Below are 16414 nucleotides of genomic sequence, written 5' to 3' on the forward strand. Positions count from 1 at the left end.
CACATTCCAGGACGGGACAAATTCAATAAAAAAGCCGATAGTTCAGTGAACTATCGGCTTTTTTATTGCTATCAATTTGGTTTGAGCTTACTGCTCTTGTTTCTTGTGAACCGCATCAGGCTCATCAATCGTTTCAACCTCACAGACCTTATCAACCCCATAAACCGTATCAAGATAGTCGTCTTTCTCTTTCCACGTGTTATTCAACCAACTGTGGAAACGGCGTTTAAACGCTTTATCTTCAAAGTAGTTACCGTTGACGTTCTCATCCATTGGGTGCAACTTAATACGCACGACCACCTTCTTCATCTTACCTTTCAGCATGTCTTCAAACGGAGAAGTCTGATTTTCAGGATAAGCCAGAGTGACATCAACAATACCATCTAAGATTGGGCCCATTGCAGACAGAGCAAACGCCACACCGCCGGTTTTTGGCTTGAGTAGATGTCGATACGGTGTTTTCGCTGTCGCCAGTTTCTCGTGATTGGCACGTGTCCCTTCGACAAAGTTGACCAATGTTGTTGGTGCCCATTTGAACTTAATGCATGCCTTGTTGATTGCGTCGAAGTCATCATTACGACGCTCAGGGTTACGAATCAAAAACTCACGCGAGTGGCGTCTCATGAACGGCATATCCAAGCCCCAACAGGCCAATCCAACAAAAGGAACATACAACAGTTCGTGCTTGAGGAAGAACTTAGTCATCGGCATCTTGTCTTTCAAGATTGAAGACAAGATCACGATATCCGCCCAGCTTAGGTGATTCGACATCATCAAATACCATTGTTTAGTCGAGATGTCTTCCCCGCCTTCCACTTGCCACTCTATATTGTTGTTAACGTTGAGCATCCACAAGTTAAGAGAAGCCCAACACCAAAACGTGAAATTCGCTAAACGAGTACATGACTTTTGAACAATAGAAATTGGAAGAATCAGTTTGATGAGGCCAAAGAAGCTCACGGTAAACGCAGTCATTGCGGTATTGATAGTCACGAACAATACGTTCAAGACCATACGAAGATTATCAAGCATAAAACACGGCTATATTGAGATCGAAAGCCGACATTATACTCATCTGTAAAATATTCTCTTTAGTAATTGGTTGAATATCCTAGGGGTCAAACCACTGTACTAATTTAGGTCTGTGTCCATAGATCAATTCATCGTTCTGAATCAGAAGTAATTACATCAAAAAGAAACTTATGTGTCACTTAGACTCAATAATTGCGGAGTCTATTTGACATTATTTAAGTTCATTTTCACCAAAACGCCAGTATTGATAAGCATTCTCATTACTGGCATGCTACATGCAACTCCAAAGTGTAAATAGTTGAGTATCCTTAATGAGATAACTTCTCTAAGTAAAGGTGATGATATGACAGATATTCCTCATGGTTTGGTGACTGGTAAAGTCTTACATAAAACACAATGGACTGATCAACTGTTCTCGCTTCAAGTCAGTGCTCCTGTCTCTTTCTATCAAGCGGGTCAGTTCACGAAACTTGGCCTGCTTAACAGTGAGAATGAGTTCGTAAGACGGGCTTATTCAATGGTGAATGCGCCAGAGCACAAACAAGGCCATCAGCACTTGGAGTTTTTGATTGTTAAGGATCAGAACGGTCAGCTTTCTCCTCAACTTCATGAGTTAAAAGTAGGCGATGAGATCTTTGTCGGTAAAGATCCAAGCGGCTTTATGACGCTAGATGAGATCCCGGAGATCGCAGACGACCTATGGATGCTTTCAACCGGAACTGCCGTCGGGCCTTTTATCTCAATGCTCGAAAGCATGAAGATACAGCAGCAAAATGATTTAGATGTCGAAAAAGTAATGTCATTCAAAAACCTTGTACTGATCCATGCCGTAAGAACAGAACAAGACCTGACTTATCGAGACCGTATCGCTCAACTCGTTCATCACTTCCAAGGGAAACTACAATATGTGCCAATTATTTCTAGAGAATCAGTCACCGGAACTTTGCGCGGACGAATCCCAAGCTTGTTACTTGGAGGCGACCTCGAGCGAGCCTCGTCTATCACTATCAACCAAAGACATAGTTTCTTCTATCTTTGCGGTAATCCCCAAATGGTTCGAGACACGAGCGAAGCACTGATCTCATTGGGATTACAAAAACACTTGCGCAAAAAGCCAGGCCAATTTAGTAGCGAAAACTACTGGTAATAAAGTTAAGAAGTATTAAGGGGCGATAGTGCACTTGATACGCCCACTACATAAAACATGAAAATCTAAGAGGTTTTATATGAGTCATTTACGTATTCCTTCACATTGGAAAATTCAACGTTCAACGCCATTCTTTACTAAAGACAACGTGCCTGCCGCGTTAATAAGCCATCACAACACTGCTGAGGGTGTGTTCGGTCAATTATGTGTTATGGAAGGTACGGTTACCTACCACGGTTTTGCAGACGCAGAAGCAACAGAACCAGAAGTCACCGTTGTCATCAATGCCGGACAATTTGCGACAAGTCCTCCGCAATATTGGCACCGTATAGAACTGAGTGACGATGCTCAATTTAATATCAACTTTTGGTCAGAAAAAGAGACCAAGAAAATGTTTAATACCCGAAAATAATATCGATTCAATATGGATGAACTTATGAGCTAGCTACTTCGTAATGTGATTTTCAATGCTCAAAAAACGAAGAAGAAATCCAATTAACCATAATAATTACAATGGCTAATGGTGATGGACAAGACAAAAAAACTCTAGCACACTGAATAAAGTTATTAGTTTGAACCCGATTTTAAATAATAAAATTTTGGGTCTTCACATTTTTAGGTAAGAGAGGAAGCTATGCTCAACATTGCTTTTTTTAGCTCAAAGTCATACGACGAAAAATCATTCGAACTTGCGAAAGGCAAACTCAATGCTGAGTTTCATTTTCACGATTTTCGACTCACTACGACAACAGCAAAAATGGCGCACGACAACGAAGTCGTTTGTGCGTTTGTAAACGATGACCTATCGCGAGATGTATTAAAGATTCTAGCGAAAGGCGGCACCAAGCTGATTGCAATGCGTTGTGCCGGATTTGATAAAGTCGACCTAGATGCAGCTAAAGAGTTTGGTCTACAAGTGGTTCGCGTTCCTGCTTATTCACCAGAATCTGTAGCAGAACACACCGTTGGTATGATGATGTGTTTGAACCGCAAGCTACACAAAGCGTATCAGCGTACTCGTGACGCGAACTTCTCTCTTGAGGGCTTAGTAGGCTTCAACTTTCACGGTAAAACGGTAGGTGTGATCGGCTCAGGCAAAATTGGCTTAGCAACTATGCGTATTCTGAAAGGTTTAGGCATGAACATCTTATGTTACGACCCATATCCAAACCCATTGGCAGTAGAATTAGGCGCTAGATACGTAGAACTCGACGAGCTTTACCAAGAGTCTGATGTTATTTCTCTACACTGCCCGATGAGCAAAGAGAGCTACCACCTGCTGGATGCAACAGCATTTGAGAAAATGAAAGATGGCGTGATGATCGTCAACACCAGTCGCGGTGAGCTGCTTGATTCAACGGCAGCAATTGAAGCGCTCAAACAAAGCAAGATTGGTGCATTGGGGCTTGATGTTTACGACAACGAGAAAGAGTTGTTCTTCCAAGACAAATCTAACGATGTGATTGTGGATGACGTATTCCGTCGCCTATCTGCCTGTCACAACGTGTTGTTCACAGGTCACCAAGCATTCTTAACTAAAGATGCCCTGTTCAATATTGCGAACACAACGCTAACCAGCGTCGATGCCTTCTTTACTGGCAACACCAGCGGCAACGAACTGGTTTAATAACGGACTGACATCAAGCTCGCTCCAAGAACACAAGGCCACGCTAGTTCTCAATAAACAGCGTGGCTTTTTCGTTGAGTCCATTATCGAAAGCAGATACTAAACACAGAAGTGACAGTCTTCAGTATCTAAACCATACACGCCTTTTCTAATAGCAAGGTGCTCTTCCCCTGCTTTCACGCCCATCTCGTAACCCGCATCCAAGATGCTATGATCCATGGTTAGTCGCTTAACTGCGAACGCTTCAGGTGGTGCTATCACCTTAATGGTCGCATCTTTAGGTGGGTTACGAATGAACTCAAGAGACTGGTTGTAATTTTCAGCACGCACCGCCATCGACTCTGCAATATTAGGGAATTTCTTTAGCAGTTTTTTCAGCATCCACTGATACTTCTGTGGCTTCATTCGGTAGCTTAATGGGTGAGAAAGAATCACGGTAATGTCTCGCGCACCGCGACGGTATGCTTCGCGAACTGGAATCGAATCGGCCACACCACCGTCGGTGTAACAACCGCCTGAGAAACACGGCGTTTCACGGTAAGCAATAGGTAGTGCCGTTGTTGCTTCAACCACATTAGATAGGTTTTCAGGTTTAATGTGGTAGTAATCAGCACTGCCAGTATCGACATTAGTAACCGCTGCTAATAGTGGAATACTTGAAAACAGCTCTCCGCAATCGAGCGGATAACGTTGGTTAGATTCATCCCACAACCACTTCACGTCCACCAAGTTACCGCCTTTAGCAAAGCGTGCTGGATTAAAGAAGGTTTTGTCGGTCGCCATGGTCGTAATCACACTGTAGCTACGTTTCGGTGCTTGAGATAAGTAGCCAACCAGATTCGACACGCCAGCAGATACGCCAATAGCAAAATCATAGGGACGGAAATCGTCTTGCATAAAGGCGTCCAACACTCCGGCAGCGAAGATGCCTCTCATTGCCCCACCTTCAACGATTAATGCGCTTTTACTCATCTCAAACTCTATTACTTTATAAACTGATAGCCGTAGAATAATCCCGCCCGTCTTATAAAGATAATGGGATATTTTTATCAATTCAATAGGTAAAAACTATCAATAGAAATGGTGCTAAGTTTCAAGTGATTAGTACTACTTACATGGCTCACCTAATACACAGCATGATCAAAAAAGACCATTGAGTGATTCACTCAACGGCCTTTCATTTAACTAATCAAACTTATTGATTACGACTTAAATTCGCTTACATCGATTTCAAGCAGTTTACCAATGCCTTCACCGTATGCTGGGTCTGCTTTGTAACAGTGTCTTAGGTGACGCAGTTGAATCTCTTTAGGCACGCCGCCTAGGTTGCGTGCTGTGTTATCAAACAAAATCGCTTGTTTCTCTGGTGTCATCAGGCGGAACAGGTCACCTGGTTGCGAGAAGTAATCTTCATCTTCACGGTGATCCCAGTGCGCTGCTGCACCATCCAGATTCAATGCTGGTTCTGCAAAGTCTGGTTGCTCTGCCCATTGGCCTTCGTTGTTTGGTTCATAACCCAATGTGCTACCAAAGTTACCATCAACACGCATCGCACCATCACGGTGGTAGCTGTGTACTGGGCAACGAGGTGCGTTCACTGGGATATGTTGATGGTTAACACCCAAACGGTAGCGCTGCGCATCACCGTAAGCAAACAAGCGACCTTGCAGCATTTTGTCTGGTGAGAAGCTGATACCCGGAACCACGTTTGCTGGGTTGAATGCCGACTGCTCAACTTCAGCGAAGAAGTTTTGTGGGTTACGGTTCAATTCAAACTCACCCACTTCGATTAATGGGTAATCCGCGTGAGGCCAGATCTTGGTAAGATCGAACGGGTTGTAAGACACTTTCGCCGCATCCGCTTCTGGCATCACTTGAACTTTCAGCGTCCATTTAGGGAAGTCTTGATTGTCGATGCTGTCTAGTAAATCGCGTTGGTGGCTTTCGCGATCATTACCGATCAATTGTCCAGCTTCTGCATCAGACAAGTTCTTAATACCTTGCTGAGATTTGAAGTGGAATTTAACCCAGAAACGCTCGTTGTCTGCGTTAATAAAGCTGAACGTGTGGCTACCAAAACCGTGCATGTGACGGTAAGTCGCAGGAATACCACGGTCACTCATTACGATGGTGATTTGGTGAAGTGCTTCAGGTAGAGAGGTCCAGAAATCCCAGTTGTTCTTCGCGCTGCGCATGTTGGTGCGCGGGTCACGCTTAACCGCATGGTTTAGATCTGGGAACTTAAGAGGATCACGAAGGAAGAATACTGGCGTGTTATTACCCACCATATCCCAGTTACCTTCTTCGGTATAAAACTTCAATGCAAAACCGCGAATATCACGCTCAGCATCGGCTGCGCCACGCTCACCCGCTACCGTAGTAAAACGCGCAAACAGGTCAGTCTTTTTGCCTATTTCAGAAAACAGTTTTGCCTTGGTGTATTTGGTGATGTCATGTGTAACCGTAAACGTACCGTAAGCGCCCGAACCTTTCGCGTGCATACGACGTTCTGGAATGACTTCGCGGTCAAAATGCGCCATTTTTTCTAAAAACCAAACATCTTGAAGAAGTTGAGGGCCACGTTTGCCCGCAGTTTGAACATTCTGGTTATGAGCAACAGGACAACCCGCAGCTGTAGTTAGTTTTTTACTCATGATCTATTCCTTAAGGTCCAAAGGTGCAGCAATAGTGAGTGCACCTTGATATTTGTACTGGCTTCCTTTCAAGAGCCACTAAAATACTATGGATATAGAATAGACCCCTAATGGCATAAAATATAATCGTTTCTATTTATCGTTATAATCTATAAAACCTATTAAGCGAGTAACTTAAGCGTCACGCACTAAGACACTGACTAATCAATAATTTTACTTCCTAGCTTGAGTGTCGCTGCAATATTCCTAGCTGTTCTTGTCAGGTTCTTTTCCGCCTCCTGTAAGACTTGATCAAGTGACTGAGGAGAACGAACCGTCCCGAACAAGCTGCTCATTTCTCCATAAAGTGCTTCTACCTCAGTTCCCAATGAGCCAGCAATGCCTATGGTTGGAATACCTTGGAGGCTTGCTCGCTTAGCAACGCCATAAGGTGTTTTCCCTTGCAGAGTTTGGTTGTCCATTTGCCCTTCGCCAGTAATCACAAAGTCGGCACCTTTCAACACATCATCGGCTTGTAAAACATCAAGCACCATCTCAATACCCGGTTTGATCTGCATATTAAATAGCAAACTAAGTCCCATAGGCGTACCACCAGCTGCGCCATAACCAGCCCGTTGGTTAATAGTCTCATTGCCGCGAACACAATTACGCACTTCAGCGATTTGCGCAAAATTCGCGAGCGCCTTATCAAGCGTCAAGACTTGTTCAGGTGTCGCTCCTTTCTGTGGGCCGAATATATGGCTTGCTCCATTACTTCCACATAATGGATTATCAACATCGCACGCCACAATCAACTCGACATCTGCGTAGCGCGAATCTAAGCCTGTAAGATCTATTGATGTAAGGTTAGCTAAAGCAGCACCACCGCGCGTTAACTCTAGACCTTTATCATCCAATAGCAGCCCACCAAGTGCTTGCACTATTCCTGCTCCACCGTCATTGGTCGCACTGCCACCCAATCCAAGAATGATAGTTTGAGCACCCTGCTCTATTGCTTCTAATATCAGCTGTCCTGTACCAAAAGACGAAGTAACCAAAGGATCACGCTGCTCAGGCGTCAGCAAGTCCAAACCAGACGCAGCAGCTACCTCTATCAAAGCCGTTTTATTTGGGTTCTGAACCGACGGTTCTAACATCGCCCATTCAGCATTAACCAATTCTCCCAACGGCCCTTCCACTTGAAGCGTTCGCTTTTGCCCTTTTAAACCTTGTAGCAATACATCCACAGTCCCTTCGCCGCCATCAGCTAAAGGCAAAGCCACATATTCAGCGTCAGGGAAGACTTCACGAAAGCCGGTTTCAATACACGCTGCCACCAATGCAGCAGATAAAGATTCTTTAAACGAGTCTGGTGCAATAACAATTTTCATAGTGTCGTTCCAAAGATTGTTTTTTTAGTCATCGGTCCACAAATGTCTTAATAACAGACCAGTTCAAAAATCACACGTTATGGGCAGTATATAAAGGGAATAATAGACAGGTTGCTCAGCAATCACATTGAAGAGTTCAATACGTACAATTTGTGATGTAGATCGACTACTTGCATATTGTAATCATAGTTTGAGAACAACTTCCTGAACTTTACACATGGCAGAGTAGAGTTGCATAAATTTAAAATGATATAGTCCACGAAAATCAAACATCTTGGACATTATTATGCATTCTAGCGACATCATTAAATTGGCAAATTTGGGCGTTAATATCGAAATTTCAAAAGACTCTTCATTGCATCCTTCTGATGCGTTGGAAGTGGTAAAGATTGTTGCTGAAATTGGTAGTCAAATTACCATTAAGAAGAAGTACCACACCGACTATCTCATTCAGATGGCTGAAGTAGGTCGTGACCACGTGACAATTGCGGTCTAATCATCGCTTTTTAAACACCATCGGTTTGGACGTTAAAAGTGACTTAATAAGTTAAGTTAGAAACGAAAATAGCATCTTACTGATATAAAAATGCAGCATATTGGGGGCAATATGCTGCATTTTCTCTTTTTGTCCTGAGCATGTAGAACGCAAAGAGAAATCGACGGATCTTTAACCGCGCTTAGTTAGCGAGTGACGACAAGTTAACGAGTAGCAACGAATTATTGTTCGAATAATGTCGGAACACCGGTTTGAGCACAAACCTCATTCAAACGCTTTTGCGCAGTGAGGATATTCTCTTTCCAATGTTCATCTTGGGCCCACATCTCAATCACAAGTGGCACAACACATTCTGTCTCTCTCAACGTTTCAAAAATCGCATTGAAATCAACTTCACCATCACCAATCACGAGATCTCGGAACTGCCCTTTGTACTCGTCAGTCACTTTATAAGTATCTTTCAAGTGAATCTGAGTGATATGAGGTTTACTCAACTTCAGCTCTGTCACTATGTCATAATTCCAACCTGAGATATTACCCACGTCAGGATACGCGGTGAAATATGGTGAATTGACTTCGCGACTCAGTACTTCAAATTTACTCAAAGAATTCAGGTAGTCCGTATCCATGATCTCAACAGCAAGCATCACGCCGGCTCTTTCTGCCAATTGCGCTGAAAGCTTCATCCCTTCAATAAAACGCTGATGGGTTACCTTATCGGCTGGCTCATAGTAAACGTCATAACCCGCTAACTGTATGGTACGAATACCCAACTTATAAGCGAGCGAGATCGCTTTCTCCATATGGATGACAGCTTGCTCACGAATCGCCGGATCAGCAGATCCAAATGGGAACTTGCGATGCGCACTTAAACACATGGATTGCAGAGGGACACCATGCTTTTCGCAAAGGCGACGCAAAGCATACACTTCATCGTCATTCCAATCTAAGCGGCTGCGACGCTCGTCCGATTCATCTACCGATATTTCAAGAAAATCAAACCCAAGCTCTTTGGTCGTTGCGAGCTTGTCTTCCCAACTGAGTTCGTTAAGTAGAGCTTTCTCATAAAGCCCTACACGGTGGCGTAATAAGTTTTGATACATAGCGCCTCCTAGTTCCAGTAGCGATCGATCTGAGCTTTAAGTGCCTCTGCCGTTTCTTTACCTTTGTCACCCGCAAGTGCTCGGCCTGCAATAAAGGTTTTCGCTTTAATGCCTTCAAATAGGTAAAGGTCCTCAGGCACGATACCGCCTGTGATAGAAAGCTCGATGCCCATTTCAGACAATGCACGCATTTTCACAAGGTCTTCTTCTGTCCAACCCACGCCGGCTAATTCAGCGTCACGAGAGCGGTGGTAAATCGCTTGTGAAATACCTAGGTCGACCCAAGATTGAGCGTCATCCATTGTCCAGTTACCATAAATTTCGATTTGGATTTCACCGTTAAATTCATCGGCGACTTTCTTACACGCGCCAATGGTAGCGATGTGTGCAGCTGCAGAAACCGTAATCCAGTCTGCGCCCGCTTCAAATGCCATACGCGCGAGAATAGCGCCACCATCAGTGGTCTTCATATCACACACTAAAATGTGGTCTGGGTGGTTCTTACGCAGTGTTGAAACTGCTGTCATGCCTTCAGCGAAGGCTAAGATAGTGCCCACTTCAATCACATCAACGAAGCTTTCAACGTTGTTTGCCACTTCAATTGCTGCAGGAAGATTTGTCTGGTCTAGGGCGATCTGAATCATTGGTTTAGTCATGTTGTTATCCTTTAATTTGTTCACGTATTAGACGGGCTAAGCCATCATGGTTGTTATCTGTTGAGCACACGCATTGAACGTGTGACTTGACGATGTCATCAGCATTGAGCATCGCTACGCCTAACCCGGCGTACTTAAGCATGGATATGTCGTTGTGGTTATCACCGACGGCAATGACGTCATCGGCGTGATAACCGAGTTCTGCGATGTATTCAGCAAGGCGTAGGCCCTTACTGTTACCCTTCGCAGCAAAATCTATTCGGTTAGACCAAGAACGCTCACCGTTGAAGTTCTCTTCTATCCATGGGTGTTGCATTAAACGGTCTACTGAGTCTTGGCTACCTTCCACCACAAACTTCCAAACGTGTTCGGCTCGTTGAGCCGTTTCAATGAATGATTCCACTTGGTAAATTTGAGGGCGATGTTGCTCTGGTGCCGTTTCTGCCCAACTTTCTAATGCCAACATGTAGGCAAATGGGTTGTATTGTGAGTACGTCATGGCATGCGTGATGTACATGACCATTTTGAGCTGAAACTCATCGGCCATATCGATGAAAGTCAATGCTTTGTCTTTCTCGATAGCGTTTTGAGTCAAGACCGTTTCAGTTTGATAGTCATAAACATAAGTGCCATTACAGCAAATGATTGGCGTATCTAAGTCCAATTCATAGTAATACGGTCGTGCTGCTGTGTGGTGTCGACCAGTCACAATCACGACATGACAGCTTTGTTTGGCTTCTTGAATCGCCTTTTTCACTTCTGGATGAATAGTGTGATCATCCTTTAATACGGTTCCATCGAGATCTAACGCCAGCACTTTATACATAGAGTCCTCTCACTTATTCCTGAAATCAGGCCTAATCAATATGAAGCTACTTAACTTTGAAACACCATAGCTTTGAAACTACTTAGAATTGAAACCAGTTGGACGGCAGACTTAAATGAGACGCCGATTTACTGTTGGCCGTAATAAGCATTTTCACCATGCTTACGCAGGTAGTGTTTGTCTGATAGCTCTGGCTGAATTTTGATGCCGCTGTTCAAGGTGCGCGTTGCCAACGCCATTGCAGAAACTTCTTCTAATACCACGGCGTTATGAACGGCGTCGTTAGCATCTTTGCCCCAAGAGAAAGGCGCATGTCCTGCAACAATCACGCTTGGAACGGCCATTGGATCAATTCGGCGTTGCTTGAACTCTTCAATGATCACCAAGCCGGTATTTTTCTCGTACTCTTCAGCAATTTCAGAGTGGGATAATCGACGTGTACATGGAATGTCACCGTAAAAATAATCAGCATGAGTGGTACCCAGCGCTGGAATATCGATGCCGGCTTGCGCCCAAATAGTGGCACTGCGTGAATGCGTGTGAACAATGCCACTGACCTCAGGGAAAGCTTTGTAGAGCTCTAAATGAGTTGCGGTATCACTTGAAGGATTAAGTTTCCCTTCAACAATGTTGCCTTCTAAATCAACGACCACCATATCTTCAGCTGTCATGTCGCAGTATTCGACACCTGACGGTTTAATCGCTATTACGCCATTAGCACGGTCAAACTCAGAGACATTTCCCCAAGTGAATGTCACCAAACCGTACTTCGGAAGTTGCAAATTGGCTTCTAGAACACGTTGTTTCAATTGGCTATATTTAGACATAGTTGTCTCCTTACGCAGCTTCCGCTTGCAGCAATGCAGCATCAATTAAACGCGCCACTTCTTCAGGGCTTTTACATGCGCGTAGTTTTGAGAAGTCTTCATCGAATTCAATTAAGTTCGCCACTTGCATAGTACCTTCGATGTGCTCTTCTGAATCTTTACCCGCTAGCGTGATCAGTACATCAACAGGCTCATCAACACCTTCAAAAGTAATCGGTGTTTCAAGCACGGTTAACGCAAACCCGGTACGAATCACGCCATCTTCAGGGCGGCAATGAGGCAACGCGAACGCATCGTGAATACAGATGTAAGGGCCTTCTTCACCAATCGCTTTGGTAATCGCATCGTAGTAACGCTCTTCAGCGACACCGGCTTTCACCAATGCATCAGTACCAAGCTTGATCGCCGCTTTCCAGTCAGCAGCTTTTGCGTTCAGTAGGATAGAGTTGTTCTTGATAAGAGATTCTTTTAAGTTCATGTTATTGCTCACTTATATAATTGTTTTTATTGGCTCAGCAGTGTGATACCACTGAGCCGTTTATAATTATTTGTGGAAGTTGTTCTCGATGATGGAAACAAGCTCGTCGCCGAAAGTTTTCACCATAATCATGTTCTTAACCGCTAACTGTTGCTTACCTTCTGGCAGCCCCGTGATCTTCGCAGCAAGAGCAACCGAAGTAACGATGATGTCGAATGAACCAAGGTGCGATTTATAATCAGTAATGGCGCTGTTAAAGGTCGAGCTTGGGATGCCTTTCTTGTCCAAGTACTCTTTGATCTTCTTAGAGCACATCATTGAAGAACCTTGCCCTGAACCACAGCACACTAAGACACGAACCGGTTTCTGGTCGGCAGCGGGTGACACGCGAGTTTCTGACGTTGTAGAAGCTGCCGTTGTAGAAACAGAAGGTGCTTGAGCGGTTGCTGTCGATTGTTGTGGTACTGCGACTTCAACCTCAATGCCTTCTGGCGTAACTGCCGTCATTGTTTCAGCTTGCTTCTCAGCGTCTTCTTCTGCACGTAGTTGTTTAGAAGCGAAGTACATGTAGACACCAGCTAAAGCCAGAATCCCGAAGAAGAACATATTAGAGCTAGAGATACCTTGCATGATAGGTGGGAAGACGAGAGCCCAGTCAGCCATACCCATCCAGCCATTAAACTCTGCACCCGATTGAGCAAAGATATGAATTGCCCAAGCAGAACCAACCACTTCGATGATGCCCATCACGAAACAGATCTTCATTACCGCTTTCCAACCACCGAAGTGGTTCGCAAACACACCAATCGTCGCGTTCGAGAAGAACATTGGGATAAAGCCAGGAATGATCATGATAGGAGAATCGAAGGCTAGCATTGCAAGAACGGCTGTGAATTGGCCAACAGCGCCCCACATGAAACCGAACACCATTGCATTTGGAGAGTATGCGTAGATAGCCGCACAATCGATTGCTAAAACAGCGTTAGGAATAAGGCGTTGAGAAATACCGTTAAATGCCTCAGACAATTCCGCTACGAACATACGGACGCCGGTTACGATAACTTGAATAGCTACTGCGAATTTCAAACCAGTTTCGAAAATATAGATAAACCAGTGTGTTTTTCCTGCCATGTCTTGAAGGTTATCAAGACCAAATGAAAGAAGAATAATGCCGAAGAAAGCAGTCATGACTAGCGTTGTCGCTGCGATGCTATCGTGGAAAATGTGTAACCATTTAGGCAGTTTGATGTGGTCAACGCTGTCATTTTTGTCGCCAAGCTTAGGAGCAACCTTTGTCGCTACCCATGACGCAAACTGTTGTTGGTGACCAATAGAGAAACCCGCCCCGCCAGTAACCTCTTGGGTAGGCTTGAACATGATGTTAGACGAAATACCCCAGTACAACGCCATCAATATTGCTGAATAGATGATGGTTTCCCACATACCTGCACCAAGCACGAAGTAGAAAACGGCAATTAGGCCAGCTTGTTGGAACATGATATGTCCCGTAAGCATGATGGTTCTGATGCCCGTGATGCGGCGGAAGGCAACAAGAAGAATATTGAGACCAAGTGCCAGTAATACGGCATATCCAACCCAAGAATAGTTATCTCCCATGGTCTCCATGGTAGACATCATGGTTGTGTACGGGTCTATCACTGACCCCGTCAATCCATGAATCTCACTCATTTTCAGAATCACTGGTTTGAAACCCGCTACCAATGTTCCTGCACCTACCTGCACTATCATGAAACCAACGATGGTTTTGATAGAGCCGGAGATAATAGTTGTTGCGTCACGCTTGAGTAGAATGTAACCCAGACAAGTAACAAGACCGAGTAGCAACGGTGCTTTGGTCATTACCTGACTGTAAAAAATATAGAAAATATCGTATAAGAATTCCATATCTTTACCCCTGATTAATTTTTAATTTTAATGGTATGTAGGATGTGATGATGTCTATTTTTGCTCACGAACTAGACTTTACCAATCAAAAGTAATCATTCAATGCTCGCTTGTGATTACTTTGATTTATATCAATTAACCACACCTAGAATGTGCCTAATTGAGCTTTAGATCACACACAAAACAATAAAACCATTAAAAATCAATAACTTAGGAAAATAGCGATTAAGATCTGATTTTTATGGTGATGGTATTTGACAATCACGGTGGTGATTATTAGAATCAAAACAAATCAAAAGTAATCATCAAATTGTCACAACGACATAAAGAGTGATAAAAATGAATGAAGTACAAAGACATAACGGCATCTTGTCGTTATTAGAAGATATGCAGACAATCAACGTCTCGCATATTATTGATAAGTTTAGTGTTTCACCTGCTACCGCAAGACGTGATATCGCTAAACTAGATGAAGTTGGCAGACTTAGAAAAGTTCGAAATGGTGCTGAACGAGTAGAGACCCAAAAAAGAAAGTGGTCACCACTTAATATCAATAGCACTGAGTTTTACGAAGAGAAGGCTGAGATAGCGCAAGCAGCTGCTGGGCTTTGCGAAGCTGGCGATACAATCGTGATCAACTGCGGTTCTACTGCGTTCTTACTTGGTCAACAACTGTGTGGCGAAGACGTTCAAATCGTAACGAACTACTTCCCACTAGCAAGCTACTTGATCAACGAAGATCATGACGATGTCATCATCATTGGCGGTCAATACAACAAAGCACAGAACATCTTTCTTAACCCTGCTCCAAATTCATTAGGTGGCTACGCCGGAAACTGGATGTTTACCTCGGGCAAAGGCTTAACAGATGCTGGGCTCTATAAAGCAGATATGTTAACGGCAGTGGCCGAACAACAAATGCTAGAGCAGGTCGATAAGCTTGTTGTTGTGGTCGACAGTTCAAAGGTTGGACAACGTACAGGAATGCTATTTTGCAACACCAAGCAAATAGACATTGTCATCACGGGTAAAGACGCTAATCCAGAAGTCGTAAAACTGATTGAAGCTCAGGGGACGCAAGTCATCCTAGTTTAAATCGCAGGGCAAACTAGCCCACAAATAATAATAAATTCAGCTCAGTGCCTTAGTCCAAATTAAGGCGCTCGGCTCCCTACATCCAAAATTAATCAAATTAGTGAAATAAAAGGTATTATCATGAGCAATGTAAACGAAATCACTCGCGAGTCTTGGATCCTAAATACATTCCCAGAGTGGGGTACATGGTTAAATGAAGAGATTGAGCAAACCGTAGTGCAACCTAACACGTTCTCTATGTGGTGGCTTGGTTGTACTGGTATTTGGCTAAAGTCAGAAGGTGGTGCAAACCTATCAATGGACTTCTGGTGTGGTACTGGTAAAAAAACACAAGCTGTTCAAAAAATGAAAAACCAACACCAAATGATGCGTATGGGTGGTGTTGAAGCACTTCAACCTAACCTACGTACTGCAATCTTCCCATTGGACCCATTCGCGATTAAAGAAATTGACGCAGTTATGGCATCTCATGACCATGGCGATCACATTGATATCAACGTTGCAGCAGCCGTTCTACAAAACTGTGGCGAGCACGTTAAATTCATTGGCCCTAAAGCATGTGTCGATTTATGGATGAAATGGGGTGTGCCAGAAGATCGTTGTGTTATCGCAAAAGTTGGCGACGAAATTAAGATCAAAGACATCAACATCAAAGTTCTAGACGCATTCGACCGTACTGCACTAGTGACATTGCCTGAAGGTACTTCTTCTTTAGACACAGAGATCTTAGGCGGCATGGACGACCGTGCAGTGAACTACTTAGTTGAAACAACAGGCGGTTCAGTTTATCACTCTGGTGATTCTCACTACTCAAACTACTACGCTAAGCACGGTAATGACCACAAGATTGATGTTGCTTTGCTTTCTTACGGTGAGAACCCACGTGGCGTAACAGACAAAATGACATCATCAGATATCTTACGTGCCGCTGAATCTTTGGATTGTGAAGTTGTAGTTCCTTTCCACCACGATATCTGGGCTAACTTCCAGAATGATCCACGTGAAATTGAAATGCTTTGGAACATGAAGAAAGAGCGTCTGCAATACGGATTTGCACCTTTCTTCTGGCAAGTCGGTGGCCGATACACCTACCCAACAGATAAAGGTCGCATGCACTACCAACACTTCCGTGGGTTTGCTGACATCTTCAAGAACGACCCTGAACTGCCTTACCGCGCGTTCCTATAAATAGAAAATG

Annotated in this window: 16 protein-coding genes; 6 read left to right on the plus strand and 10 right to left on the minus strand. The window is 43.9% G+C overall.

Annotation, left to right across the window (positions count from 1 at the left end):
- Window positions 1-87: 87 nt before the first annotated feature.
- Complete coding sequence (locus BCU75_RS18410; protein WP_102474681.1) at window positions 88-1032, minus strand: acyltransferase; 945 nt, start codon at window positions 1030-1032, stop codon at window positions 88-90.
- Between the two features lie 343 nt (window positions 1033-1375).
- Here BCU75_RS18410 and BCU75_RS18415 point away from each other — a divergent pair, with 343 nt between their 5' ends.
- The 3 genes from BCU75_RS18415 to BCU75_RS18425 all read left to right on the plus strand — a co-directional run bounded on the left by BCU75_RS18415 (window position 1376) and on the right by BCU75_RS18425 (window position 3806).
- On the plus strand, window positions 1376-2179 hold the full coding sequence (locus BCU75_RS18415; RefSeq protein WP_102474682.1) for a ferredoxin--NADP reductase: 804 nt from the start codon (window positions 1376-1378) through the stop codon (window positions 2177-2179).
- 79 nt (window positions 2180-2258) lie between these two features.
- Complete coding sequence (locus BCU75_RS18420; RefSeq protein WP_076677333.1) at window positions 2259-2591, plus strand: DUF1971 domain-containing protein; 333 nt, start codon at window positions 2259-2261, stop codon at window positions 2589-2591.
- A gap of 222 nt (window positions 2592-2813) precedes the next feature.
- The gene (locus BCU75_RS18425) at window positions 2814-3806 is read left to right on the plus strand and encodes a 2-hydroxyacid dehydrogenase (protein ID WP_102474683.1); all 993 of its coding nucleotides are present in this window, start codon (window positions 2814-2816) and stop codon (window positions 3804-3806) included.
- Between the two features lie 99 nt (window positions 3807-3905).
- Here the strand turns inward: BCU75_RS18425 and BCU75_RS18430 are convergent, their stop codons facing one another.
- From BCU75_RS18430 to BCU75_RS18440, 3 genes are all read right to left on the minus strand, one after another.
- On the minus strand, window positions 3906-4778 hold the full coding sequence (locus BCU75_RS18430) for a patatin-like phospholipase family protein (RefSeq protein ID WP_102474684.1): 873 nt from the start codon (window positions 4776-4778) through the stop codon (window positions 3906-3908).
- A gap of 230 nt (window positions 4779-5008) precedes the next feature.
- Window positions 5009-6460 carry a catalase gene (locus BCU75_RS18435; RefSeq protein WP_102339972.1) on the minus strand — a complete coding sequence of 484 codons (1452 nt, stop codon included), beginning with the start codon at window positions 6458-6460 and terminating at the stop codon, window positions 5009-5011.
- 200 nt (window positions 6461-6660) lie between these two features.
- On the minus strand, window positions 6661-7830 hold the full coding sequence (locus BCU75_RS18440) for a glycerate kinase (protein ID WP_102474685.1): 1170 nt from the start codon (window positions 7828-7830) through the stop codon (window positions 6661-6663).
- 286 nt (window positions 7831-8116) lie between these two features.
- Between BCU75_RS18440 and BCU75_RS18445 the strand changes: the two genes are divergently transcribed.
- Window positions 8117-8326: a hypothetical protein gene (locus BCU75_RS18445; RefSeq protein WP_076677299.1), complete on the plus strand. Its 210-nt coding sequence runs from the start codon at window positions 8117-8119 to the stop codon at window positions 8324-8326.
- A 221-nt stretch (window positions 8327-8547) separates the two neighbouring features.
- Here BCU75_RS18445 and BCU75_RS18450 read toward each other — a convergent pair whose 3' ends face one another.
- From BCU75_RS18450 to BCU75_RS18475, 6 genes are all read right to left on the minus strand, one after another.
- A complete protein-coding gene (locus BCU75_RS18450) occupies window positions 8548-9429 on the minus strand; it encodes an L-ribulose-5-phosphate 3-epimerase (RefSeq protein WP_102474686.1) in 882 nt (293 codons plus the stop codon).
- A gap of 8 nt (window positions 9430-9437) precedes the next feature.
- Window positions 9438-10085 (minus strand): 3-keto-L-gulonate-6-phosphate decarboxylase UlaD, encoded by a 648-nt coding sequence (locus BCU75_RS18455; RefSeq protein ID WP_009845897.1) that lies wholly within the window; start codon window positions 10083-10085, stop codon window positions 9438-9440.
- Window positions 10086-10089: 4 nt separating this feature from the next.
- A complete protein-coding gene (locus BCU75_RS18460; RefSeq protein ID WP_102474687.1) occupies window positions 10090-10911 on the minus strand; it encodes a pyridoxal phosphatase in 822 nt (273 codons plus the stop codon).
- A 128-nt stretch (window positions 10912-11039) separates the two neighbouring features.
- Window positions 11040-11738: an L-ribulose-5-phosphate 4-epimerase gene (locus BCU75_RS18465; protein WP_076677291.1), complete on the minus strand. Its 699-nt coding sequence runs from the start codon at window positions 11736-11738 to the stop codon at window positions 11040-11042.
- A 10-nt stretch (window positions 11739-11748) separates the two neighbouring features.
- The gene (locus BCU75_RS18470) at window positions 11749-12216 is read right to left on the minus strand and encodes a PTS sugar transporter subunit IIA (RefSeq protein ID WP_017069724.1); all 468 of its coding nucleotides are present in this window, start codon (window positions 12214-12216) and stop codon (window positions 11749-11751) included.
- Between the two features lie 66 nt (window positions 12217-12282).
- On the minus strand, window positions 12283-14121 hold the full coding sequence (locus BCU75_RS18475; protein WP_076677289.1) for a PTS ascorbate-specific subunit IIBC: 1839 nt from the start codon (window positions 14119-14121) through the stop codon (window positions 12283-12285).
- Between the two features lie 339 nt (window positions 14122-14460).
- Here BCU75_RS18475 and ulaR point away from each other — a divergent pair, with 339 nt between their 5' ends.
- Window positions 14461-15216, plus strand: a complete 756-nt coding sequence (ulaR, locus tag BCU75_RS18480; RefSeq protein ID WP_102467297.1) for an HTH-type transcriptional regulator UlaR — start codon at window positions 14461-14463, stop codon at window positions 15214-15216.
- Window positions 15217-15336: 120 nt separating this feature from the next.
- The gene (ulaG, locus tag BCU75_RS18485; RefSeq protein WP_102467091.1) at window positions 15337-16404 is read left to right on the plus strand and encodes an L-ascorbate 6-phosphate lactonase; all 1068 of its coding nucleotides are present in this window, start codon (window positions 15337-15339) and stop codon (window positions 16402-16404) included.
- Window positions 16405-16414: the final 10 nt, after the last annotated feature.

This window comes from Vibrio splendidus, assembly GCF_002873455.1.
GTDB lineage: Bacteria > Pseudomonadota > Gammaproteobacteria > Enterobacterales > Vibrionaceae > Vibrio > Vibrio splendidus_J.